23 protein-coding genes are annotated in these 24,105 nt (G+C 42.5%); 8 read left to right on the plus strand and 15 right to left on the minus strand.

Going from position 1 to position 24,105, the window contains the following annotated elements:
* The first annotated feature begins 48 nt into the window (after positions 1-48).
* On the plus strand, positions 49-570 hold the full coding sequence (locus tag JMX13_RS00070; protein ID WP_201608806.1) for an HdeD family acid-resistance protein: 522 nt from the start codon (positions 49-51) through the stop codon (positions 568-570).
* Between the two features lie 112 nt (positions 571-682).
* On the opposite strand, the gene JMX13_RS00075 is transcribed toward JMX13_RS00070, so the two are convergent.
* From JMX13_RS00075 to JMX13_RS00100, 6 genes are all read right to left on the minus strand, one after another.
* A complete protein-coding gene (locus JMX13_RS00075; RefSeq protein ID WP_201544780.1) occupies positions 683-1,342 on the minus strand; it encodes a class I SAM-dependent methyltransferase in 660 nt (219 codons plus the stop codon).
* 361 nt (positions 1,343-1,703) lie between these two features.
* On the minus strand, positions 1,704-2,318 hold the full coding sequence (locus tag JMX13_RS00080) for a hypothetical protein (protein WP_201608807.1): 615 nt from the start codon (positions 2,316-2,318) through the stop codon (positions 1,704-1,706).
* 55 nt (positions 2,319-2,373) lie between these two features.
* Positions 2,374-3,000: a hypothetical protein gene (locus tag JMX13_RS00085; RefSeq protein ID WP_201608808.1), complete on the minus strand. Its 627-nt coding sequence runs from the start codon at positions 2,998-3,000 to the stop codon at positions 2,374-2,376.
* A 200-nt stretch (positions 3,001-3,200) separates the two neighbouring features.
* On the minus strand, positions 3,201-3,950 hold the full coding sequence (locus tag JMX13_RS00090; RefSeq protein WP_201608809.1) for a PhnD/SsuA/transferrin family substrate-binding protein: 750 nt from the start codon (positions 3,948-3,950) through the stop codon (positions 3,201-3,203).
* Between the two features lie 3 nt (positions 3,951-3,953).
* On the minus strand, positions 3,954-4,448 hold the full coding sequence (locus tag JMX13_RS00095; protein ID WP_201608810.1) for a PAS domain-containing protein: 495 nt from the start codon (positions 4,446-4,448) through the stop codon (positions 3,954-3,956).
* 348 nt (positions 4,449-4,796) lie between these two features.
* Positions 4,797-5,159: a roadblock/LC7 domain-containing protein gene (locus JMX13_RS00100; protein WP_010201036.1), complete on the minus strand. Its 363-nt coding sequence runs from the start codon at positions 5,157-5,159 to the stop codon at positions 4,797-4,799.
* Positions 5,160-5,856: 697 nt separating this feature from the next.
* On the opposite strand from JMX13_RS00100, the gene gdhA reads away from it, so the two are divergent.
* The 5 genes from gdhA (at position 5,857) to JMX13_RS00125 (ending at position 10,875) form a co-directional block, all read left to right on the plus strand.
* A complete protein-coding gene (gene gdhA, locus JMX13_RS00105) occupies positions 5,857-7,203 on the plus strand; it encodes an NADP-specific glutamate dehydrogenase (RefSeq protein ID WP_201608811.1) in 1,347 nt (448 codons plus the stop codon).
* A gap of 260 nt (positions 7,204-7,463) precedes the next feature.
* Entirely contained in the window at positions 7,464-8,045 is a 582-nt protein-coding gene (locus JMX13_RS00110) for a PepSY domain-containing protein (RefSeq protein ID WP_201608812.1), read from the plus strand.
* A gap of 458 nt (positions 8,046-8,503) precedes the next feature.
* Complete coding sequence (locus JMX13_RS00115) at positions 8,504-9,340, plus strand: amino acid ABC transporter substrate-binding protein (RefSeq protein ID WP_201608813.1); 837 nt, start codon at positions 8,504-8,506, stop codon at positions 9,338-9,340.
* A 53-nt stretch (positions 9,341-9,393) separates the two neighbouring features.
* On the plus strand, positions 9,394-10,077 hold the full coding sequence (locus tag JMX13_RS00120; RefSeq protein WP_201609226.1) for an amino acid ABC transporter permease: 684 nt from the start codon (positions 9,394-9,396) through the stop codon (positions 10,075-10,077).
* A gap of 54 nt (positions 10,078-10,131) precedes the next feature.
* Entirely contained in the window at positions 10,132-10,875 is a 744-nt protein-coding gene (locus tag JMX13_RS00125; RefSeq protein ID WP_201608814.1) for an amino acid ABC transporter ATP-binding protein, read from the plus strand.
* A 380-nt stretch (positions 10,876-11,255) separates the two neighbouring features.
* Here the strand turns inward: JMX13_RS00125 and JMX13_RS00130 are convergent, their stop codons facing one another.
* The 5 genes from JMX13_RS00130 to JMX13_RS00150 all read right to left on the minus strand — a co-directional run bounded on the left by JMX13_RS00130 (position 11,256) and on the right by JMX13_RS00150 (position 15,460).
* On the minus strand, positions 11,256-11,894 hold the full coding sequence (locus JMX13_RS00130; protein ID WP_201608815.1) for a hypothetical protein: 639 nt from the start codon (positions 11,892-11,894) through the stop codon (positions 11,256-11,258).
* Between the two features lie 310 nt (positions 11,895-12,204).
* Entirely contained in the window at positions 12,205-12,858 is a 654-nt protein-coding gene (locus JMX13_RS00135) for a lysozyme inhibitor LprI family protein (protein WP_201608816.1), read from the minus strand.
* A 108-nt stretch (positions 12,859-12,966) separates the two neighbouring features.
* Entirely contained in the window at positions 12,967-13,629 is a 663-nt protein-coding gene (locus JMX13_RS00140; RefSeq protein WP_201608817.1) for an anthranilate synthase component II, read from the minus strand.
* A gap of 34 nt (positions 13,630-13,663) precedes the next feature.
* Complete coding sequence (locus tag JMX13_RS00145; protein ID WP_201608818.1) at positions 13,664-15,082, minus strand: anthranilate synthase component I family protein; 1,419 nt, start codon at positions 15,080-15,082, stop codon at positions 13,664-13,666.
* A 72-nt stretch (positions 15,083-15,154) separates the two neighbouring features.
* Positions 15,155-15,460: a Trp family transcriptional regulator gene (locus JMX13_RS00150; protein ID WP_201608819.1), complete on the minus strand. Its 306-nt coding sequence runs from the start codon at positions 15,458-15,460 to the stop codon at positions 15,155-15,157.
* Between the two features lie 567 nt (positions 15,461-16,027).
* Between JMX13_RS00150 and JMX13_RS00155 the strand changes: the two genes are divergently transcribed.
* Together JMX13_RS00155 and JMX13_RS00160 are read left to right on the plus strand one after the other, a co-directional pair.
* On the plus strand, positions 16,028-18,091 hold the full coding sequence (locus tag JMX13_RS00155) for a TonB-dependent receptor domain-containing protein (protein ID WP_201608820.1): 2,064 nt from the start codon (positions 16,028-16,030) through the stop codon (positions 18,089-18,091).
* Positions 18,092-18,246: 155 nt separating this feature from the next.
* Entirely contained in the window at positions 18,247-19,662 is a 1,416-nt protein-coding gene (locus JMX13_RS00160; protein WP_201608821.1) for a PepSY-associated TM helix domain-containing protein, read from the plus strand.
* A 12-nt stretch (positions 19,663-19,674) separates the two neighbouring features.
* On the opposite strand, the gene JMX13_RS00165 is transcribed toward JMX13_RS00160, so the two are convergent.
* The 4 genes from JMX13_RS00165 to JMX13_RS00180 form a co-directional block, all read right to left on the minus strand.
* Positions 19,675-20,445: an ABC transporter ATP-binding protein gene (locus JMX13_RS00165; protein WP_201589227.1), complete on the minus strand. Its 771-nt coding sequence runs from the start codon at positions 20,443-20,445 to the stop codon at positions 19,675-19,677.
* 52 nt (positions 20,446-20,497) lie between these two features.
* The gene (locus JMX13_RS00170) at positions 20,498-21,592 is read right to left on the minus strand and encodes an iron chelate uptake ABC transporter family permease subunit (RefSeq protein WP_201608822.1); all 1,095 of its coding nucleotides are present in this window, start codon (positions 21,590-21,592) and stop codon (positions 20,498-20,500) included.
* 120 nt (positions 21,593-21,712) lie between these two features.
* Entirely contained in the window at positions 21,713-22,822 is a 1,110-nt protein-coding gene (locus tag JMX13_RS00175; RefSeq protein ID WP_265088380.1) for an ABC transporter permease, read from the minus strand.
* 58 nt (positions 22,823-22,880) lie between these two features.
* A complete protein-coding gene (locus JMX13_RS00180) occupies positions 22,881-23,933 on the minus strand; it encodes a siderophore ABC transporter substrate-binding protein (protein WP_201608823.1) in 1,053 nt (350 codons plus the stop codon).
* Positions 23,934-24,105 lie beyond the last annotated feature (172 nt).

Here is a 24,105-nt window from a genome sequence, read left to right on the forward strand (position 1 = left end):
GTCTGATATATAATTTGATTTTTGTTAACTATGAAATAAGGGCGTCTTATGAGTCATACATTATGGCTAGTAGTTGGTATCATCAGTATTCTTGGTGGTATCTTTGCTTTTTTTAACCCTCTTAGCGCCAGTTTCGCCGCCGAACAATTGGCTGGATTTGTATTTCTTCTCGTCGGTATATTGCAGTTCATTGCCCTGTTTCGTGCTTATACCACTACGGGTAAAGTGTTGGCTGCTATTGGCGGTGTGCTGGGTATATTAATCGGTATTGAGCTGCTACAAAACCCACTGCAAGGTATCTTAACCTTGACCATGGTGATTGCTATTTTATTTATGGTAACCGGTATTGTGAGAGTGATGGTTGCTTTTGGTTTACGCAGAACAGTCGCTTTTGTTCCAATATTAATCTCAGGGCTTATCTCGATTGTATTGGCTATCATGATTTTTACCAGCTATCCGCAATCAGCGACCTATATTCTCGGCGTCCTATTAGCGGTTGAGCTGATATCTAATGGTATTTCATTAATCATTTATTCACGTGTACAATCACCTTTGGTTAGCCGCTTATAAGTTCATAAACTTATAAATGACACGAACAATAAGTCATGCTATAAAATTCATAAAAAAGACGCCGTAAAATGGCGTCTTTTTTTATTTATAACCTATTAGTGCTTATAAAAATCTAACGCGAAAACGTCAAAATATGCCCCTTAAAAGGTAGCTCAAGATAAGAAGTATCCTCAGGTTTGACGTGCTTACTGCTAAAGCCAAACTCAACCATTTTATTGGTCAGCTTATTTTTGCGCCCGCGCCCAGGGTCAACGACGATGACCTCACAAGTTGGTAAAGCATGACGCTCGATAAACTCTGCCAAGATATCGATATGCTGGTCTTCATAAAGCAAATCGCTACCGATAATGATATCAAATTTGCCAAGATGGCTATTGTCTTCTGCCCAGTCTAAACGCTCAAAGTTAATCTCTTTATTATTATTGAGCGTGGTGTTTCGATCCAAAAAGTACTCAACCGTTGGGTGATAATCGGTCGCTGTGATATCGGCATGGCGGTGGTTGAGTAATAAACTGGATAATGCCATACCGCAGCCAACTTCTAAGATACGTTTGCCAGCAATATCATAATCAAGCATATGATTGGCTAGCACCAAACTTGATGGCCAAATCACGCCAAACATCGGCCATGACGCCGAGCAAATACCGAGGTCTAATGCCTCATTATCAGGGTCACTAAATTGTTGATTGTCACGTAGGGTGCAAATATGGATATCGGTACTGCCAATTTCAATGGTTTGATAACGCACGCGCACGGTGGTCAGCGAAGTCATAAACTGTCCTAAAAAATAAGTAAGAATGCAAGGGTTAGCAAAGGATGCCACTTTCGAGGAATATATGTATTACAAAAGGTGGTTTGAAGCTCGAAAATGTGTAGATGTCTATCACGGACAACTGTTAAATGGTTATAGGCAGTATGACCTAACATTTGACAACTTGCTGTTAATTTTAAGGGTGTTCTTATTACGCTATGAGATTATAAAAATAGAGACCGATTTGAGATACATAATCATCATAAAATTTAGATACAGACATAAAAAATGCACCTCTTATGGTTAAAGAATGCATTTATATTAGGCAGCTAGTTTGATACAGTAATGGTCTAATTAAATATGGTATTGATAAAAGATGAGTTTAATTAGTAAATCTAAGCCCAGAGGTTTTGAGCGCCCATACCAGCTCAACAAAGGCGCGATTGTTGGTCAAAGGTTCACCATCGATGATAAGCACGTAGCCTGAGCCATCAATCCAGAGAAATACAAAACTGGTTTCAGGAATCAACAAATCGACTTGCTGAAAGAAAGAGATAGCTTGGCTCTCTACCGCCCAGCCGCGTTGTTTTTGGCGCAGCATAAAGCCTGAAAAGTCAGCCGCCGCCACACTCAGCATGTCCGCTTCTCCTTGGCTATAGCCAATCCGTGCCAGACAAAACCCTTCATCAGAACCAATCGCCGCGCGGCGTTTACCGGACAAGCTTGAAACCACATAGGGTAAAAACTGATCCAGTGGCAAGTTCGGGGCTGGCAAAAACAGCGAAAGTTTTTCAATCCAGCCATGTTCTAAAAAGCTGTCTAACCACTCATCAGAATAGCGTTCGAGCCAATCAGCGGCTAACAGCGTCTCGTTATGCGACAATAAATCTTGCAAGGATAGCTGCTCAGGCGTTGGTTCACTTTGCGAAAATGCCTCAAAAATACCGGCTGGGGTCAAGGTCAGATAGGTTTTATCAGCGTTTAAATAATAAGACATAGCGGCTACCCGTTAGATGAATGTTGATGATGCTATGAGAAAAACGATTTAGGATTTAAGCGTTTTGTACATTTTTAGTTTGATCAAGTTTTTGCTGACAGTTATTCCAGCGGTCATTGAATTGCCAATCACTTTTACCCAAGCGGAACCAAACTAATGAGAACGCCAGACGGTCGTTGCGAGCGATACAATGGGCAAAAAACTCGTTTTCAATTTGTTCTATGGTGTCAAAGTCTTGGTTATCACGCGCGAGCATCAAGTCACTGGTGATATCTTTGGCGATTTCTTTGGCGTCATCACTACTGATACGCAGTCGCTGGGTTTGTTCATTTAAGGATGGCGATACCAGTACGCTCCAGCGCGTTGCTAGCATGCTGTTTTTTTGGATATAGCTTTTTTTATCGATACAATCACGAAAGCCTTGCTCGATATGTGGCAGCAGTCGACCTTGCAAGCGGGTAAACATATTGGTGACATCATAGGGGATGTCGTACCAGCAGCCATAAAAGAAATCGGCTACGGCACCTTGCAGCGGCTCTTTTTCGTTTAAAAGTAGCGCAGCATTGATACGTTGTTCGTGAAAATGGCGGTTGTTTGGAGCGATAAATATTTTACGCGAATAAAGACGATAGACACGCCGCGCCGCCATTTCACTTTCTTTGATGAGATCTAAATCAGACATAAGCGTGTCCTGTTATTCATAGCACGATTAAAGAATCTGTTAAAAAGTTATTAAAAGAACATTCGTAAAAATGCTATTAAACCATCGCTTTGAACAATCGCTATGACTTTATATGAGATAACGATTGTTGTTCAGCATTATTGTAGCGTAATAGGCTACAACTTAAGTAAGATGCCAATTAACCATGAATCACAAATAGGCTAATCAAGTAAAGTTTGCATCAAATCAATCATAAATTCAGCGTCTTCTTCATCCATGGCTTCAAAACCTTGCGGCATACCAAGTTCAGCCAACGCTTCTTTGCCATCATCATCGTTATGCATATTCAGAATGGCATTCATAAGAATTTCTGTATCAGGAAAGCCGTCTTTAATGAGCAAGACGTGGCTGATATCTGCTAAGTCACTTTCGATTAACACCGACAATTGCGCTTTGGTTAAGCGTGAAAAGCTATGAAAAATCTCCGCTAAAAAGAAAGCGGCTTGCGCCTCTCCTTTAATCACTTGACGTGCTGCTGCTTGATAAGTCTCAGTGACTGTCCAATTAAGGTCAGCTTCTTCGATATCGACTGCTTCAAGTAAACGCAAACCAATCAATTTTACATCGCGGTTATCAGCCATCGCTATGGTAGCGCCAGCTTTGATGTCCTCTAAGTGATTGATGTCGCTATTTGCAGCAGCGGCAATGACCATTTCATCCGATTTACCGATAGGACGCGCAACCGCACGGTAGCCTTGCTCACGGATAAGTGTGGCAGCATCAAAAGGGTTGGCATAAATGACTTGAATGTCGCCTTGATTGATAATGGCTTCTTGTTCAGCATGCGAGGCGGGGATGTTTAGGTGCATATTGAGATTGGCACGCTTTTGAATCAAGATATTAAACATGTGCCAGCCTGCAAAACGCTCCGGCGAAAAATCAGGGGCGATTAACATATTATGTGTCGTCATGATTTACGCTTCCTCGTCTTGTTTCATTTGGGCGTATTGAGCGATTGCCGCATCAATTTTGCTGCGTGATGGCTTACGGCGTACCGAAGTATAGCCAACGGTTTCGCCGCGGCGGACGTTCGGCACAACAGTGGCATAAACCCAGTAATGGCTACCGTCTTTGCATAGGTTCTTGACATAGCCGTGCCATTTTTGCCCAGCATCGGCAGTCGACCACAAGTCTTTATAGGCCGCTTTTGGCATGTCAGGATGACGCAAAATATAATGCTGCTTGCCGATTAATTCATCGACGTCATAGCCGCTAATCTCGACAAAGGCATCATTAACGTGCGTCAAAACACCGTTTAAATCGGTACGTGACACAATCAATTTACCGTCAGGGTAAGGGCGTTCGATACCAGTATCATAGACAGTGCGCGAAGTGCCATCGTGATAAGTCATGGTGACTTGTTCGGCTGGCATCTCAGGCTTCATGGCGTCGGGGAGTGGAGAACCCATTGTAATCTCCTTTAGTTATCATCTTAGTGATAATCATTAAAAAGCGGAATTGGTTAAAGCATACTGTCTTAAGTTAATTTTTAAACCTAAGCTTAAAATTAGGCTTTAAATACATACTTTGTGCTGATTAAGATTGCAAAACTCTCAAAGCTTTTAATAAGGCACTCAAAGCTTTTGGTAAATGAACGTTTAGAAAACCTAATCACTCATTCAATATAAACAGTATGCATTACCTTAAAAATTTTTTATAAGACAAGGTTTCAATTTTCATTTAAAGTGTTATTAATGAAGTAGTTTATAGCGCTGATACCGCATAAAACCGTAATAACAGAACTTTAAAAATAAATATTAGATGAGTTTTGCCAGTGCTTCTGATGCACGTTTAATATCTAAGAATATCAAGCCCAGTTTGGCGTTTGGTTTTGCCATAATGGTCAGTACTGCTTCATCGCCTGATGAGGTCATAATCACGTAGCCTTTTTCGCCTTGGATCATGATACGGTCGATGCTACCACGAGCCAATTCACGACCTGCACGGTCACCTAGTGACAATAAAGCGGCAGACATAGCGCCGACGCGGTCTTCATCAACGCCTGTTGGCAGCGCAGATGCAATCATAAGACCATCGTTAGAAATAAGAGCAGATGCTTCAACATCGGCTGATGAGCTGTTTAGGTCTTCCAAGATTTGTTGGAATGAATCTGTACGCATAACGATTTCTCTGTGACGAATGAATAAAGGGGTAAATTGGGATTGGGAATGTGCTAATTTTAGGCTTTAACTAGTGGACGATATTATAAACCCTTACCATTAATATTGATATGGCAGAACGCCAATCAAAGCCTTAATATTGCCCGTTTTTTACCTTTTAGCGTGTTTTTATAACCGCTTATCTTTAAGTTTGTTTTAATAGCAAATAAAAGTTGATTTAAATGCTATTTTTCATTATTTAGCCTTTGCTGAAATTGGTTTGGCTTTTTCGAAAGGGTTATAAGCTTCAGTAAATATCATAATAATAAGTTTATAGAACGACCAGATTTTTATAAGATTGCACCAACCAATTTACACCATCCGCATAAATTTTCTGACTAACAAGTTTCCATTCTAAAGGTATCTATAGCTTATAATTATAAAAAAATCCCTCATAACTTTTGATGATGGCGATATTTACTAGACTTATACCTTAAAAAAATGATATATAGATATGAGATAAAAATTGTTTGTGCTTTTGAGTTTATGATTTAGAGACACGAGCAGTTGGCTTCTCATCCCAGCAGTTTCTATAGCTCATAACGTATAGGAGCGATTTCAATCCCACATTCGCGTTTTAAATCCCATCGTTTGTGTTTAAGCGATAAAACGCCGGTGTAAATCAGCATGATGACCATTTTTCCCCTAAGGAACCTATATGAGTATCAGTCAGGCAATCGAAAAAGTCGAAGCACGTTACGCCCATCAACCTGAATTTATTCAGGCAGTAAAAGAAGTTGCAATCACTATTGCTCCGCTATACGACGCCCACCCCGAATACGAAACGTTCAAAATATTTGAGCGTCTTGTTGAGCCTGACCGTGTGATCGCTTTTCGTATCAATTGGGAAAACGATAAGGGTGAAGTACAGGTAAATCGCGGCTGGCGTATACAGTTCAGTAACGCTTTAGGTCCTTATAAAGGTGGTATCCGCTTCCATCCTACCGTCAACCAATCGGTACTCAAGTTCTTAGGTTTTGAGCAAATCTTTAAAAACGCCTTGACGGGTTTGCCAATGGGTGGCGGTAAAGGTGGTACTGATTTTGATCCTAAAGGTAAGTCGGATCATGAAATCCGCCGTTTTTGCTATGCCTTTATGCGTGAGCTGCATCCGTATATCAGTAAAGATATTGACGTACCTGCTGGTGATATTGGCGTTGGTGGCCGTGAAATCAGCTATATGTTTGCGATGTATAAAAACTTGACGCGTGAGCATGGCGGTGTATTGACTGGTAAAGGTGTTGGTTTCGGTGGTAGCTTGATGCGTACCGAAGCGACTGGTTATGGCGCCGTATATTTCTTAGAAAATATGCTTGCCGCCCAAAACGACAATATCAAAGGTAAAAAGGTATTGATATCAGGTGCCGGTAACGTTTCTTTACATGCCGCTGAAAAAGCCCATATGCTGGGTGCAACGGTACTGACCGTATCTGATTCACAAGGTACGCTGTACGATGAAAACGGCATGGATCAAGAAAAAATTAACTGGCTAAAAGAGCAGAAATCACATAGCAAGCCGTTGGCTGAATATGTTGGTGTGTTTGGCGGCGAATGGTTGGCTAATCAAAAACCTTGGCATTTTAAAGGGGATATCGCCATTCCATCAGCGACCCAAAACGAAGTCGATGAAGACGATGCCAAACTGATGGTCGAAAACGGTATCAAGTATATTGCCGAAGGCGCTAACATGCCATTGACCGCTGAAGCGATTGATCATGTGCGTTTGCACCGTGTGCATTATGCACCCGGTAAAGCGGCCAATGCTGGCGGTGTCGCGGTATCTGGTCTTGAGATGTCTCAAAACTCAGTACGCCAATATAAAACCTTTGAAGAAGTTGATGAGCGCTTAAAGTGCATTATGAAAAATATTCATGATTGCGCCGCTGAAGCCTCAGAGAAATATCATCAAACGGATAACGGTTATATCGACTATATGACAGGCGCAAATATTGTTGGCTTCAAACGCGTTGCTGATGCGTTATGTGCTTATGGTATCTTGAACTAAGTAGCGTTAATGGGCGCTAGATATAATAGCGCCTGATACTATTCTCAATAGCTGATATTCCCCGATTAAACAGAACCGCGTCTACTTCGATAAGTAGGCGCGGTTTTTTATTTGCAAACACCGACGATACACTTGGATACCTTTTTACCTCGCAGGCTTACCTTATCAAGGTTATGATAAAGAATAAAACCACGTTAAATAAAAAATTGAACAACAGAAATATCGTTAGAAAAACACAGTATCAATAAGGAGACAATCTTATGAGTAAGGTTTTAAATGGCTTTAAAATAGCGACACTCAGTACGTGTCTGACATTGGCTTTAACGACAGGTGTAATAAGTACAACTGCTAATGCATCCAGTGATACGAATGAAATACGCGCTGCGCAAGCGGCAAAGATTGGCTTAAAACAAGCCATTACTATTGCTAGTAAAAAGGCTTCTGGCATTTTGGTCAGTGCAGAGTTTGATGACGATGATAGCGACGCCGTGGGCAAGGGCGGTGTTTATGAGTTAGAATTTAGTACAGACAGCATGAGTTATGAAATCAAAGTTGATGCCAATACTGGTAAAGTGGTAAAAACGGAATCTGAGCGTTTAGGCGGTGATGATATTAATGATTACCAAGTTCAGAAAAAAGCAAAAACCACTACTATGACGGCGATGAATATTGCTGAAAAGCAAACAGGTGGTCAAATCCTAGCAATTGAATTTAAGAATAACCGTGATTATGCTGACCATCCTTTATACTATAAAGCTGACCTTTTAAAAGCTAATAAGATTATCAGTATAAATGTCGATGCCAAAACGGGTAAGACATTTGCCAATAAGTTTAAAAAATAGCAGGCATATTTATAAAGATAGTAAAAAAGACATCAACTGAGTATATCAGTTGATGTTTTTTTTCTTAAAAATAGTGCATAGAAGAGTGTCTGTGTTTACCTTATCGAAAGTATTCGTCATAAACCTTAGAAATCTTACGCATACTCACTGTTTTTGTACGTTTATTCTTACCCAAGTACGATAGTATATGAGCAAGTCTTGGTTGCATAAGCAGCGCTGACGGTTAGAATTATTATCAATGTTAACCGTCACTTAGCGTGAACGCTGCAACATAATATAAAAATAGCATTGAAAAATAGTCGTAGTATCCTCAAATCGGGAAACCAAAGCCCAGCATGATAGACACAAGCATGACAGAAGGCAGGTACGCTTTTTAGTCAAAACGGTTTGCTAGGTTTTCTCCCTATTTGTTGTTCTGATATTTTTTGCATTATTCATCTACTTTATAAGGACGTCTTATGAAACGTCGTACTCTTTTAGCTTTTGCTGCCAGCACCGTATTGCTTGCCGCTTGTAATCAATCACCTACTACTGACGCTGATACCACTGCGACCGACAGTGCGGCGGCTGGTGGTTCTGATTTGCTCCAACGTATCAATAGTGGGGGCACCATCAACGTCGGTACTGAAGGAACCTATCCGCCGTTTACCTATCATGATGAGAGCGGAAAGCTCACCGGTTATGATGTCGAAGTGACACGCGCGGTCGCTGATAAGCTAGGCGTAAAGGTTGAGTTTAAAGAAACACAGTGGGATGCGATGCTAGCAGGACTTGATTCCAAGCGTTTTGATATGGTTGCCAATCAAGTGAGTTTGACCACACCTGAGCGCTTAGCAAAATACGATAAAGCTCAAGCGTATAGCTGGTCAGGCGCTGTGGTATTGGCTCCGACTGCTGATAGTCGTTATAGCTCATGGGAAAGCTTAAAAGGGCTGCGTTCAGCACAGTCGCTGAGCAGTAACTATGGCGAGCTTGCAGAACGTTACGAAGCCGAAATTGTTCCTGTCGATGGTATGGCGCAAGCGATTCAATTGGTCAAACAAGGCCGCGCTGACTTTACGATGAATGACAATCTTGCCGTATTGGATTATCTAAAAAAATTCCCAGACGCCAATCTTGAGATTAAATTGGTGGCTCCTGCTAGTGAGCAGACGGGTTCAGGCTTGGTATTGCTCAAAGGTGATGATGCCGTTGTTGCAAAGCTAAATGAAGCAATGGCAGCGCTTGTAGCTGATGGCACGCTAACCAAGCTAAGCGATGAGTTCTTTGGTGCTGATATAAGTCAACAAAAATAATGCTAGCTTCTATCACCTCAGTGTTAACTGATTTATTAGCCATATTGCCATTTATGGATGCGGCGCGGGCGCAAATTGTTATCAATTCATTTTGGCCAATGCTCAAAGGCGGTATCTATTATTCGATACCGCTGGCATTGATCTCATTTGCGATTGGTATGGTGATTGCGCTGACAGTGGCGCTGATTCGTATCGTACCGCGTGCGGGCTGGTTTCATGAGATTATTTATCGGCTTGCCCGCATCTATGTGTCCGCTATTCGCGGGACGCCGATGCTGGTACAGCTGTTTATTATCTTTTATGGCTTGCCTAGTGTCGGTATCAAGCTTGATCCGTTCCCCTCAGCGATTATCGCCTTTTCCCTAAATATTGGCGCTTATGCGTCGGAAACGGTACGCGCGTCGATTCTGTCTATTCCAAAAGGGCAGTGGGAAGCAGGCTCGACGGTTGGCTTGACTTACCTGCAAACTTTTCGCCATGTCATTTTACCGCAAGCGCTGCGGGTGTCAGTGCCGCCGTTATCTAATACCTTTATTAGTCTGGTAAAAGATACGTCGTTAGCGTCATTAGTGCTGGTCACTGAGCTCTTTAAACAAGCACAGATTATCACCGCCCGTAATTATGAATTTATGCTGGTTTATACTGAAGCGGCGATTATTTACTGGGGTATCTGTCTGTTCTTGACCTTTATCCAAGGTAAGCTTGAAATCAGACTCGATCGCTATGTGGCTAAGTAGTTTACTGACTCACTTTATGATAGTTTTAGCATTATCTGTGCAACAGGAAACCTTATGATTCAAGTCAGCAACATTCATAAAGCCTTTGGTAGCAATCAAGTATTAAAAGGTATCGACTTGACCATCGAAAAAGGCAAAGTGGTGGTCATCTTAGGGCCGTCAGGGTCGGGTAAAACCACGTTTTTGCGTTGTTTAAATGCGCTCGAAATTCCTGATCAAGGGGTTATAGCTTTTGATGATGGTAGCTTGACGGTCGATTTTGCTACTAAGCCGAAAAAGAAAACCTTGCTCGCGCTGCAACGCAAATCTGGCATGGTGTTTCAGTCTTATAACTTGTTCCCTCATAAGACGGCTATTGAAAATCTCATGCTTGGGCCGACGGTAGTACAAGGGCAAAGTAAAGCGCAAGCCCGCACGCAAGCGTTGGCATTACTCCATAAAGTCGGCTTATCTGATAAGGCAGATCTGTATCCGTTCCAGTTGTCTGGTGGTCAGCAGCAGCGTATTGGTATTGCTCGTGCGCTCGCTATTGAGCCGTCGTTATTGTTGTTTGACGAGCCAACCTCGGCACTTGATCCAGAATTGGTACAAGATGTACTTGGAACGATGAAGCAGCTGGCTTCTGAAGGCTGGACGATGGTTGTGGTGACCCATGAGATTAATTTTGCCCGTGATGTTGCTGATCATGTGGTCTTGATTGAAGACGGTCATATAGTCGAAGAGGGTAGCGCCAAGCAGCTATTTGAAGATTCAACGCATCCGCGTACGCAAGCATTCTTGCAGCGCATTCAGCTATAAGCCATATATTCAGTTGTCAGGTACTAAGCTATAAAAAAATCATCAGTCAATCGGCTGATGATTTTTTTTGGCTTATTCCTTATTTTTACCAGCATTAGACCACTTGCATGAGCCTTTATCGTTTACGTTCGAAATGAGTATATGTTAAATATTACCTAATACCTGTTAAATATATCTGTATGAATGTATCGCTATTTTAGCTCAACCAATCCAGTGGCTTTTTTGTTCTAAAATCGCTTACTATAAAGACTGTTATGGGAATGAGCATGGTTCCCTATGAGGACTTGAATCTTTAGATGTACTAGTGCGCTGTATAGGCATCGATCTGGCAGATGTATGAAGCACCTCGGAATTTCTATACTCTCTCAGATTGTTGAATCTTAAACAATCCCAATGTGGCTCAGCATACGCATACGCATCAACCATACAGCGTCAAAGAAATACTTTTTGTGGTATTCATCGGCCCAATAGTGATATTGATAATATCGCAAACCTAGAGAGCACAAGAAGCTTACTACCAATACCAATATAAACCATGAAATATGCGGTGTTTTTTTAACAAAAAAACGATAAAGTATTAAAAAAGACATGGCACACAAACTAAAATACCAAGCAAAAGCACCATATCCCCATGCCACTATATGCCCGTTTGAAGTGTAGTTGACAGGAAAAACATCATAGAAACTTAAAGCTATCGAACATAACAACAAGATAGCTAAAACGACTGAAAATTTGGTCGAATAGTTTGGTATGGTAAGTAACCGAATAACAAGGTAGAAGAATATATAGTTACCACAAATAGCTAATATCCCGTAGTCTCCATACATCAGACCAAAAGGTAAGTATAACGTACCCAATATTAGAGTACCCATACCTCCACCGTCTTGACCATCTCCTACCATTATACTTAGTTTGTAAGCAGGCAATAATAAACAAAGAACATAAGTTATCATCAAAAATTGAGTTACTAACTTTAGGTTTTTGTCTGATACAAGCAGAGCTGGTTTTTTATTCATCATATTTATGGCTTGTATGCTATTTTGTAAGTGGATGAGGAAAAGGGTAATTTGAGCTCTCTAAATAGCCAGTGATAGCTTTTGATTCAAGGCTTTTCAATAGAATACCCCAGTGCAACCAGTTATTTTAGCCTTTAAATCTATTAGTAGACCACTTAAAACAGACCGCTATAATGGAACCACTTATATCAGAACGTGTTTGATGATTCCTAAATAGGTATTATTGATGCTAAAGTAACTCGATACTGCCTGAAAAATACTGCTAAAACACTTATTTTATGTAAGAAGTCTATTATTAAAATGAAGACATACCTTAATCAATCCAATAAAAATAATTTTCCATTTGTTTAATGTTCTTTTGAATAAAACAGACTTTTTCAGCTTGGGTTCTTGGTAGATGCTTAGCATCAGCGCCGCAATCTTTTGAACGATTAACAACCCATTTAAGCTGATCTTCTTTGAATTTATTGGCCAAAACTGGTCCATATACTTTTATTATGTTACCTCGAACCGATAGATAGTTATCATTTAATTCCTTGTCAGAATTTCGGTATAACCTATCAATAAGTTCAGCTTGCGAAGCCAATGGCAAATAATTTGAGTTTTCTTTATAGGAGAAAGTAGCGCTTTCTTGCGTCCGATTATTCTCTATATATGTTTCGCTATTTGCAGGATCTATAAAACCATTGACCTCCTTACCCTTGAAACGATAGCCCTGAAAGCCACAAGGAGTCACGCCATCGTTGCACAAGCTATGCTTGGTCTTGGTAGGATATAGCTTGACGGTATATGGCGACTTATCTTTTCTTTCTCTAAGCTGCTCTGTTTGTAATAAGCGTCCCAAATCTGGCGCAACCAGTAGCATATCATCACAACTGACGTGGCCTTCACCACAACCATGGTAAAGGTTTAAGCGTTGACCTTGTACGTCCATCCCTAATATAAAATTTGCTTTTACAGGCGTCACGGCCGAGCTAACAGAAGCAGCTAGTATTAGGCTGGTAAATACACTTGTATAACACAGCCGTTGATATGTCAGTAAGCGAGATTTATTTAGGTTTAAAAGCATGATGATTTATACCTGTAATAAAAAATTCGTTAATAAACGCTTAGCGCCTTCAGTCGCAAACGACTCTGGGTGAAACTGGACGCCTTGAATCGGATAGTCTCTATGCTGTAGCCCCATAATCTCATCACCTGCTTGCGCTGATTCAGCCAAACTTAAATCATGATGTTTATCATTAGCAACGACTGAAGTGACCTTTAAGCAGTCAGGTAAGGTATCTGCTTTTACCATTAACGAATGATAGCGCATGATTTCTATCTCTTGTGGCAAGCCTTGATAGACACCTGCGTTATCATGGCGAATGGCTGAAACCTTGCCATGCATCGGCACGCTGGCTCGCACCACATCACCGCCAAATACGTGGGCGATACCCTGCATCCCCAAGCAAACACCAAGAAGCGGCGTTGTTTTGCCCATCACCTCAATCACTTCGGCGCAAATACCGAAATAGGCGGGGTCATCAGGTGCGCCAGGGCCGGGTGAAATGATAATACGGTCAAGGTTCATCGCCTGCACATCAGCCAAGGTAATCTCATTATTGCGTTTGACGATGACGTTGGCTGCTTCTTTAGCGCCGTCTTTATCACTGTCCATCGTCTGTAAAATCTCACCGATATATTGATAAAGATTAAAAGTGAAAGAATCGTAGTTGTCGATAATTAAAACATTCATAAGGCATAAGCTCTTTAGCAAAAATATAATGAATTTACGTAGGCATAAAGCTGTCTAAGACTACTTTCATAGCCGACAGTTTGCGCTGGATTTCTAGGTATTCATCAGCAGGGTTGGAGTCGTAAACATTACCGCCGCAGGTTTGCGCATAAGCCGACTCACCATTGATAAATAGACTGCGAATAGGAATGGCAAAAATACAATCGCCATTAAAATTAAATGAGCCTAGCGCGCCGCCATAAGCACCGCGACCATCAGGCTCTAGCTCATTGATAACCTTGATTGCTTCTACTTTCGGCGCACCTGATAAAGTACCGGCGGGAAAGTTGCTGGCAAGGGCGCTAAACATATCCTCATCAGGATGCAAAATCCCGACGATTTCTGAGGAGATATGCTGGACGTGTGAGAAACGTTTGATATCCATTAGGTTACGTACCTTTACCGTACCAAAACGCGCGACGCGGCCGATATCGTTACGGTGCAAGTCAACGAGCATATTGTGCTCGGCAATCTCTTTAGCATCGTTTAGCAAAGCACGGGCAAGCTTACGGTCCTCCACTATATCGGCGCCGCGCTTGGCGGTGCCTGCCAGTGGGTAGGTTTCCATCTCACCTTGACGCAAGCGAAATAGCAGCTCAGGGGAAGCGCCAATGATGCACTGCTGAGCAAATTTCATAAAATACATATGCGGTGAAGGATTGACCGTACGCAGCTTTTCATAAATCGGCATCTTGTCGCCTACAATGCGATATTTGGATTTAAAGCCCACCTCACACTGAAAAATACGCCCAGAAATAATGTCTTCTTTCACTTGCATGACGACTTTAGCATGCTCTTCTTGGCTCATACCATCACCCAAAAACTCAACGGTGGGCGGCTCGTAACTTGGAATGGGCGCATCAAGCAAGGCTTTGATTTGCTCGATACGATTGTCTTGCTGCGCAGTTGGATAATAGAAATAGAAAATCTCACCGGTCATCTTATCAAGGGTCAGCCCATCCAAATAGACGCCAAATTTAAAGGGTTCAAAATCATCACTGGACTTCGCATTGACACTTGGCTCAAAGAAATTGACACTGTCATAGCCCAAATAGCCGACCAGTCCACCGCTTTGGTCGCGAGCAATGACGTGTTGCGGGGTGATTGTGCGTAGTAGCTGATACGGGTTGTCCGTTTGATAATGACTGGTTTCAGCCGTTTTATTATCGGTAATCGCTAAGGTAGTACGGTCGATAGCGGCAATGGTCATAACGGGGTCAAAACCAATGGCATGATGGCGCGCCATATGACCATCTTCACCCAATGATTCGAGTAAATAACAGGTCTCAAAAGCACGCTCAATGCGCTTAAATAAGGCGAAAAAGTCAATATCTTGCGTGAGTTTAATACGTTGTGGTTTGCTAGGAATATCGATAGCAGCAGGTTGGTCAGGCTTGGAAGTAGGAGAGGTCATAACAATATCCAAAATAGTTCAATGATTTATCATATAAAAATATGGCAAAAAGAAATCATAATTTTTGATGAATTAAGCGTCTTTTATAGGTGTGCTTTTTATAGATATATTGTCTCTATGAGACTTTAGTAAAGCGCTGACATCGTGCGCTTGCATGGCTTTAGCACCACGCGACACAGTGGCGATACCAACGCCGAGCTGCTCAGATATCTCACGCTGGGTTATGCCGCGTTCAAGTAAGTCAAAAATACGAATACGATTGGAGATTTCTTGTTGTTCTTTATCGGTCAATAATGCAGTAAATAGCTCGTCGATAGCGGCGCTGTCATTACAGTTGGCTAAATGGTTCAGTAAACTGCGATAAGGATTGGTGCTCATAATATTTAATCTTAGTAGTAGGCAGGATAATAAGCAAGATGCTGTCTTGTTTCAGTATTCTAGTACAGTAGTACAAGAAAAACAAGTCATAAGCGTATTGGTACGAGAGATGTCGTTAGCATGGCGACCAACCTTTATATTCACGATTTTCTCATCAATTTATTATTAACTCAATATCAGGGATGCCTTACGTTCAAATTCTTCTATCCCAATGCTTTTATCCCCATCCTTTTAACTATTTTTTAACCGCGCTTTTATAAACTCTAGCAACTCTCACTCCCTTGTTTTTGAGCGAGATTATCAAAAACCTCAATTTCTCACATTATTTATTGCCAAATTGTTAATACTTCGTTATTATGCCTGTCATATTTTAAATGCTAATCATTATCATTATTATTAATCATGTCATTTGTATATAGATTGATTTCGTAGGTGTTATAAATCAAAAAATGATAAAGATTTTAATAGAGCATAAGAAAGCAAAGTCCCAAACGATCTTTTTCAAACTGTCTTTCTAAAGTGGCGCTTAAATCCTTCAATCCTAATAGTAAGTAAAGTGAGTGTGTTATGCGTGAAGTTAAGTCAGCAACATTTTCTAATCAATTAACGGTGTTATCGGTCGCTGTTTCAGCAATCCTGTGTTCACATCTGGCGGTTGCGGCAGCGGACGTGCCTAGTACCACCCTACAAACCATCACAGTGACGGCCAATAGCTCGGTACGTGAAAAGGTGCAAGAGGATGGCGTCGATGTCGAAGACTATACGCCTGCACAGCAAGCGAGCCATTTAAGCGATTTTTTAAATGTGGTACCAGGCGTGACCATAGGCGGTACGTCATCGGTCAACCAGCGCATTCGTATTCGCGGTCTTGAAGACAGCAACCTAAAAGTCACCATTGATGGCGCGCGCCAAGAAGGCAAGCTGTTCTATCATATGGGCGATATCACCATTGATCCTGATTTGCTCAAACAAGCGGATGTGGCGGTGGGTAACAACTCTGTCACGCTCGGTAATGATGCACTTGGCGGCGCGGTTGCTTTTAAAACGGTCGATGCCGCTGATTTACTTAAACCCGGTCAAAAGATTGGTGCCAAGCTAAAAGCCGGTTATGCCAGTAATAATGATGAGCTATTGACGTCAGCCACCGTTTTTGGCGCACCATCTGATAATGTCGATTTATTGGCTTATTATGGCAAGCGTGATACCAGTTCGGGTGAAGACGGTGAAGGCCGTGAGTTGTTTGAAGACAGTGAGAGCGAGAGCTTCTTATTAAAAGCCGGTGCTTATGTTGGTAATGACCATCATGTAGGCGCAAGCTTTAGCCGTACTGAGAAAGAAGGGATTTTTCCATTCCGTCCAGACTTTCCGAGTCGCTCGGAAGCTCCAATTCCGCAACAGGTGAAGCGCGATACTTATGGTATTGATTATAAGTTTAATCCTAGCAATCCGCTGATTGATATAGATACCAATGTGTATCAGACTAAAACCCGTATTTTGCGCGATTCTGAATATCTTACAAATCCAGGTTTCGATTTTAACGCTGAAGTCCAAACCACAGGCGCAAAAATCCAAAATACCAGTGATATCGCTACCAATGTTGGCACGCACAAGCTGATATCTGGAATTGAGCATTATAAAAAAGAGTCAGAGATGGAGCGCGACTTCGTCAAAAAAGGCTCAGATCAGGCAACCAATACTTCTGTTTATCTAGAAGACCAGTGGCAAAATGGTAAGCTTACTTTAACGCCTGGTGTGCGTTATGACCGCTACAAATCTCCTGAGTTTATTTCTGGTGGCAAAACCTATGATAATGTCGTCGGTGCACTTGCTGCAAGCTATGAAATTGCACCACTAACGCAAGTATTCGCTAGCTACACACAGTTATTTAATGGTCCGGATTTAAGCCAAACAATATTTAATTCAGATGGTGATAAAACGTACGTTAATAATGACTTAAAAGCAGAAGAAGGATCTAACGCTGAAGTAGGTATTATCACAACCTTGCGCGACCTAACAGTAACTGGTGATGCACTGCAACTAAGCGGTAAATACTTTGAAACTGATATTGAAAACTACATTGAATTTGTGAGATCAGGTGGGACAAGACCGGGCTTGAACTGTGCAAATGGACAGCCAGGTGGCGATTGCCAAGGTGTCATCAATAAAGATGAAGATTATAAGATCAAAGGCGTCGAGCTGGCTGCTGACTATAAAATGAATGACTTTAGTATGGGTTTGAGCTATTCACGAGCGCGCAGTAAAGGCGATAAAACAGGCTATAGTATTCCATCAGTGACCGGAAGCAGCTCAGAATCAGGTGATAAATATATGGTCAATTTGGCTTATAGTCCAACGGAGACCACAGATATTGGCTGGCGCAGTACCTATGTCGCTTCAGTGATGCCAAATACTAGCGCGAATGATATTGAAAAACCAAGCTATGACGTTCATGATATCTTTATGAACTATTCGCCAAAACAAATTGAAGGACTAAAAGCGACGGTTGGCGTTTACAATCTTTTCGATGAAGCTTACGCTAGCCACTCATCTCGCCTAAACCCGATTGATGATGTTGCTACTGACTTCGAGCCAGGTCGTAATATCAAAGCGTCATTGACGTATCAGTTTTAAGCCTGTATTTATTTTCTAGTCGCAAAAGAGCCAGCTTTTTATAAAAAAGAGCTGGCTTTTTTATCACCATTTTTTGGCACTCAAGCTTTATTTTTAAACATTACGCTTCGGCTGTAGCCCCATTAACCCTATATATTCATAAAGAATCAGCACTCATGACTTCACTTTCATTATCTTCTTTTGCATCGAATATGCGCCGTATTTGTCTATGGATTCATCGTTATACTGGGCTTGTGATGGCAGGCTTTTTAATCATGGCTGGCATTACTGGCTCGTTATTGGCTTTCCATAAAGAGCTAGATGATATGTTTAATTATAAATTGGCTCAGATTGAGCGGCAAGATGCGCCACAGCTTCCTATTGCAACCCTGCACGATAAGGTGGTCGCCGCCTATCCAGAGTACAATTTTTCTAGTATGCCAACATCATTAGAAGCGGATAAATCTGCATTATTTTCGGTCGATAGAGCCAGAGGTCAAAGCGCTAGAAATCAACCTAAAGCCCTGTTTCAAGAGGTTTATGTCAATCCTTATAACGGCGATATCGTAGGAACGCGTGATAAAGACGCGTGGGCGTGGCGTAATACCATGTGGAAAGTGTTTTGGTTACACCGTGATTTATTGCTTGGCGATATCGGTAAGCTGATGCTAGGTGTGATAGCCCTTATTTGGACGATTAACTGCTTTATTGGCTTTTACTTGACCTTTCCTAGGGCGGTTAACAATAAAAAAGTGTCGCAAAAAACTGTACCTAAAACTACGCCTAAAAAACGTGCGTCTTTTATTAAGCGCTGGCTACCGGCGTGGAAAATCCGCCGCAAAACCAATACCTTTAAGCTCAATTATGATTTGCATCACGCTTTTGGTTTATGGCTGTGGCTGATGCTATTTATTATTGCGTGGTCGAGTGTCGGTTTTAATTTAAAATCGGTCTATCAACCTGTGATGCAAGTAGTGGTCGGGTTTGAAGGTAGAGAGGGTAAAAGAGAAGAAAAAGGCAAGTCAAAGACAACAGATAGATCGAGCGAGCAGGTTATGTCAGCCGTTGCACCAATGAACACTGAAACGGGTAGTGAAGCTTTTGCTAATAAATCCAAGATCAATAAAGCTAATAGTATTGCGTATTTAACTGAGCAAGCGCATATTGCTGCGCAAAAAAACGGCGTAACCTTACAGCAGACATTGGGTATACGCTGGCTTGCGGAGGAGGGACAATGGCAAATGCGCTTTAAAACCGATAAAGATGTCGGCACTCACGGTGGTGCTTCGTCTATCACCGTGGCTGCGGCGACTAGCAAAGTCGAAAAGGTTAATTTGGGTTATCAAAGCGCATTTGGCAATAAAATCGACCAATGGTTCTCAACCTTGCACATGGGGCATATTGGACAGGGTAATGCTCATTTACTGTATCAAATATTCTTAGCAATGATAGGATTGGCCGTGGCAGTTTTGTCCGCTACCGGTGTGTATTTATGGGTCAAAGCTCGTCAAAGCCGATTAAAGCAAAAATTGACCATTAAAAATAAATTTTCAAACCATTACGGAAAACCAGCTATTAAAAAACAGTTATAAAACACCCCGTACTTAAACCGTATCGACAATCACGGGTCGGCCTTGATGGTTAAGGACAGTCACATCGACTTTGTATAGCTCTTTCATGGTTTCATGCGTGAGTACATCAACAGGCGCACCGGTTGCCAGTACGCGACCCTCTTTCATCGTCACTACCGTATCGGCAAATTGCGCAGCTTGATTGATGTCGTGCAAGACAATCACCACGGTTTTTTGCTCAGTATGACTCAATTCGCGCAGCTCACGCATCAGACGGCCAGCATGGTACATATCTAGATTGTTGAGCGGTTCATCAAGGAGTAGGTACGGTGTATCTTGGCAGACAATCATCGCAATCAGCACGCGTTGACGCTGACCCCCAGAGAGCGTCGATAAAAAGCGCTCGGCTAACGGCTCAAGCTCAAAGCGTTCGATAATTTCCTGCACTTTTTGCTGATCATCAGCCGTTGGTTGTCCTTGATGATAAGGATAGCGCCCAAACATCAGCAGCTCATGCACACGCAGCCTACCTTGTACTTGGTTGTCTTGCCCAAGCATGGCTACGGTCTTAGACAGCGTTCGTGCATGACAGCTGACAATATCATGCTCCTCATTCCCTATAACGAAACTGACCTGCCCTGATTGTAACGGTTGCAAGCGCGCCATCACCGAAAACAGCGTCGATTTACCCGCACCATTTGGCCCTATTAAGGCAATCACTTGCGAGGGCGGTAAAGACAGGCTAATGTCATGCAGGATTTGCTGTTTGCCAATATGGTGGGAGACATTATTTATTTTAATCATAGCAGTTCTTGTTTTTAGAAAAATTTAACCATTGCGCTTTAAAAAGTCATCATTAGCGGCGATAGGTCATAAATATTAATAATAAAAATACCAAGCCGCCCGCCAGTTCAATCACCACTGACAATACGCCTGCCATGCCGAGCACTTGCTCAAATATGGTTTGACCGAGGACCAAGCAAATCATCGCCACCAAGCTGACCAATATCAGACGCTCACTGTGATACATATGGCGCGCGATACGATTGGTCAAGGCGCAGACCAGTAAGCCAAAAAAAGTCACCGGACCGACCAAGGCAGTTGCCGTAGCGACCAATACCGCAATGACCGTTAATAGCCCGAATGCGAGGCGTTGATAGTTGATACCAAGGTTAATTGCTTGTGGTTTGCCCAGCATCAAGACATCGCATTGATAGCGCCAGCGCCAGATAAATAGCGCACTGATGACGCAAATAACAAAGCTAATGCCCAAAAGCTGCGGATTGACCGTATTAAACTGCGCGTAACTGGCCGATTGGACAACCACGAAGTCATCGGGGTTAATGAGCCGTGCAACCAGCGCCGATAAGCTGCGAAACAACACGCCAAAGATAACGCCTACCAGTATCAGCCGCGTCAAATCCTGACTGCTTTTTGAAAACAACAGCCGAAATAACAATAACGACGCGCCAAACATGAGGACGATTTCAAGGGTGAATTTAGCAATGGGGTTGATGCTGGTAAAACTAATGGCGCCCAAAAAGAACACCAATAAGCTTTGTAATAACACATACAGTGAGTCAAAGCCCAATAAGGAGGGCGTCAAAATAGGATTGTGGGTTAAGGTTTGAAAAAGTAAGGTCGATACGCCGATGGCATAACCGACGACCAGTAGCGCCAGTAATTTTTTACCGCGTAATGGCAGGGCAAAGTCCCAATAGCCATTGACGTTAAGTGTCAAAAACAGTGTCATTGAGATGAGTAAGATAATCGCGGCAATGGATTTTGGATGACCAGCGATAAAGGTCCAAAGTTTTGCTAAAGGATTTTGACGAGGAGTATCTTCAAGGCTGTCATTGTCTAAAGTAGCATTTGCTAGAGCGCTCTTTTTTGCCGAGCCAGTCTTGGTAGAATTGTCATTTATAAAGTTATGCTTAGACGGTGAAAACATACGTAAATCCTACTTTGCTACCTTTAATAGTAACAACGCCACGCTTATCTAGTCAGACAACAGGACGAATAAATGAAGAAAAGTGTTAATAGTTAAGGCGCTACACGATTGTGAGATAGCTTATTGCTCAGCAGGCGCACGCAATAATAGCCATAAAAACAGCATTGTGCCGACCACACCAAAAACTGTCGCCACAGGCACTTCAAAGGGATAACGAATCGAGCGCCCGATAATATCACAAAGTAATACGGCTGATGCGCCCAAGAGTGCAACTGCGGGCAAGCTGCGGCGTAACTTATCGCCCATGATGCGACTAACGATATTGGGTACGACCAAGCCGATAAAGGGAATCATACCAACCGTTACGACGACCACAGCACTCATCATCGCCACCATGCCAACACCAAGCCCCGTTACTTGCCGTTTACTAATCCCCAAGTTTAGCGCGATATTGTCGCCCAAACCGACGATGGTCAGTTTATCGGCGATAATATAAGCCAGCACGCACAGTGCGCCCGTCAACCAAAGTAGCTCATAACGTCCGGCTAATACCGAAGAGAAGTCGCCAAATTGCCAAACGCTAAGCATCTGTAATGATTCAGTTTGGTAGGCGATAAAAGTGGTTATCGCCTCGATAATGCCACCAAAGACAATACCAATCAGTGGAATCATCAAAAAATCCGTCGGCGGAACGCGATGTATCAGCAGCATAAAGAGCATCATGCCACCGACTGCCGCAATGGTAGCAACGCCCATTTTTACGATGAGCGCGCTGGCAGGGAACAATAAACTGACAACCAGTAATCCCAGCGCTGCACTTTGGGTCGCCCCAACCATAGATGGTTCAACGAAGCGGTTTTTGAGCACCACTTGAATAATCATCCCTGCCACCGCCATGGCGATACCTGTCAAAATAATGGCAACGGTACGCGGTATGCGGCTGACCAACAACAGTGAGCTATCAGAGTTGGCGCTGTGATTCACAAGGCTTTGCAAAATACCTGACCACGAAAAATCTGCCACTCCGATAGATAAACTTAGTAATACCAAAAGCCCCATAATAATGAGGCTGGCTGTGTTTATTAACCACGGCGGTATCGCAGCGCGGCGCTTTTTATCACGGGCGTAGCGGCTGACACTACTTGCACTCGGCTGCCAGCTTGATGGCGCAGCTGGCAGAGTAGAGCTGGTTTTAACGCTGGCTTGAGCACGAGGTGAAAATAACGACATAACGGCTACTGGCTTATTAATGGGTAACTAAGAAGAATGGCTTATATAGTTATCGCGTTTATTTGGTGCCAGAAAAGGCGTTTTTGATGGTGGTCAAATCCTTTATCCATTGGTAATAACCACCGAATGCTAGGTAAGAGTCTGGGCTAAGGTAAACCACTTGTCCTTTACTCCAAGCATTGGTTTGGGCGACCAATGGATTGTCCAATACTGCTTTTGCACCAGCGCCATCTTCCCCAATTGCTGCACTGCGATCGACGACGAATAGCCAGTCTGGATTGGTCTTTTGTAGATATTCAAAAGATACTGGCTGACCGTGACGCGCGTCGGCGATTTGGTCATCAGCCATCGGGATATCTAATACCGTACGAATAAAACCATAGCGCGACTTATCACCATAAGCGGACAGCTTATTGCCATTCACCATAACCACTAAGCCTTTGCCTTTATCTTTGGTTAGGGTTTTAGTGTCAGCGATAAGACCATCAATATTGCCTTGTAGTTTCGCTGCCTGAGCGCTTTTACCAAATAAAGCGCCCAAATCATGCAGGCGTTGCTTGCTCGACTCATAAATATTTGCCGTATCAATGGTCATATCAAGCGTTGGCGCAATGTTTGATAGCGCGTCGTATTTTTCTGCCATCCGTGAGCCGACCAAAATAGCTTGTGGCTGCATAGCGTTCAAGGCTTCAAGGTCTGGCTCAAATACCGTACCGACGGCTTTTGGTTCAGGCTGAGTTTTTGAGTGTAGATTATCTAAATGCAGCCCACTTGGCATGCCATCGACAGCCACATCAAGTGCCGCCAAATCTTGCATCAAGGTCATGTCATAAACGACCAATGGTGACGGATTCATTGCCAAGTCGACCTTACCTTTTGTCGTATCGACGGCAATAGTCGCCACAGAAACATTGTCATTATTGGCAACATTTGAGGCGTTATCAGCCGTTTGGTTCTCAGTCTTGGCATCTGCTGGCTCAGAGTCATTCGATTCAGGCGAGCTACAACCCGCCATGCCAATGCTGGCAATCAGCGCTGTCATCATGGCAGCTAATAAAGGACGCTTAAAAAGGGGGCTAGCGTTGTGGTTTGAGCATAAAGTATTAGGCATAAATAACTCGGTTTATCAAAGGGTTGGGCAGTCTTATAGGAAAAATACTAAATAAAAACTGCTAAATAATGAATCAACTTATAACTTATCAAGGCTGTTTTCTATCGTTGCTTTATAATTGGTTTTTTATGATAAGTTGCTTCTATAAATTGCTTATATAAGTATCATAAAA

The sequence above is a fragment of the Psychrobacter immobilis genome, assembly GCF_904846285.1.
GTDB classification, from domain to species: Bacteria; Pseudomonadota; Gammaproteobacteria; order Pseudomonadales; family Moraxellaceae; genus Psychrobacter; species Psychrobacter immobilis_D.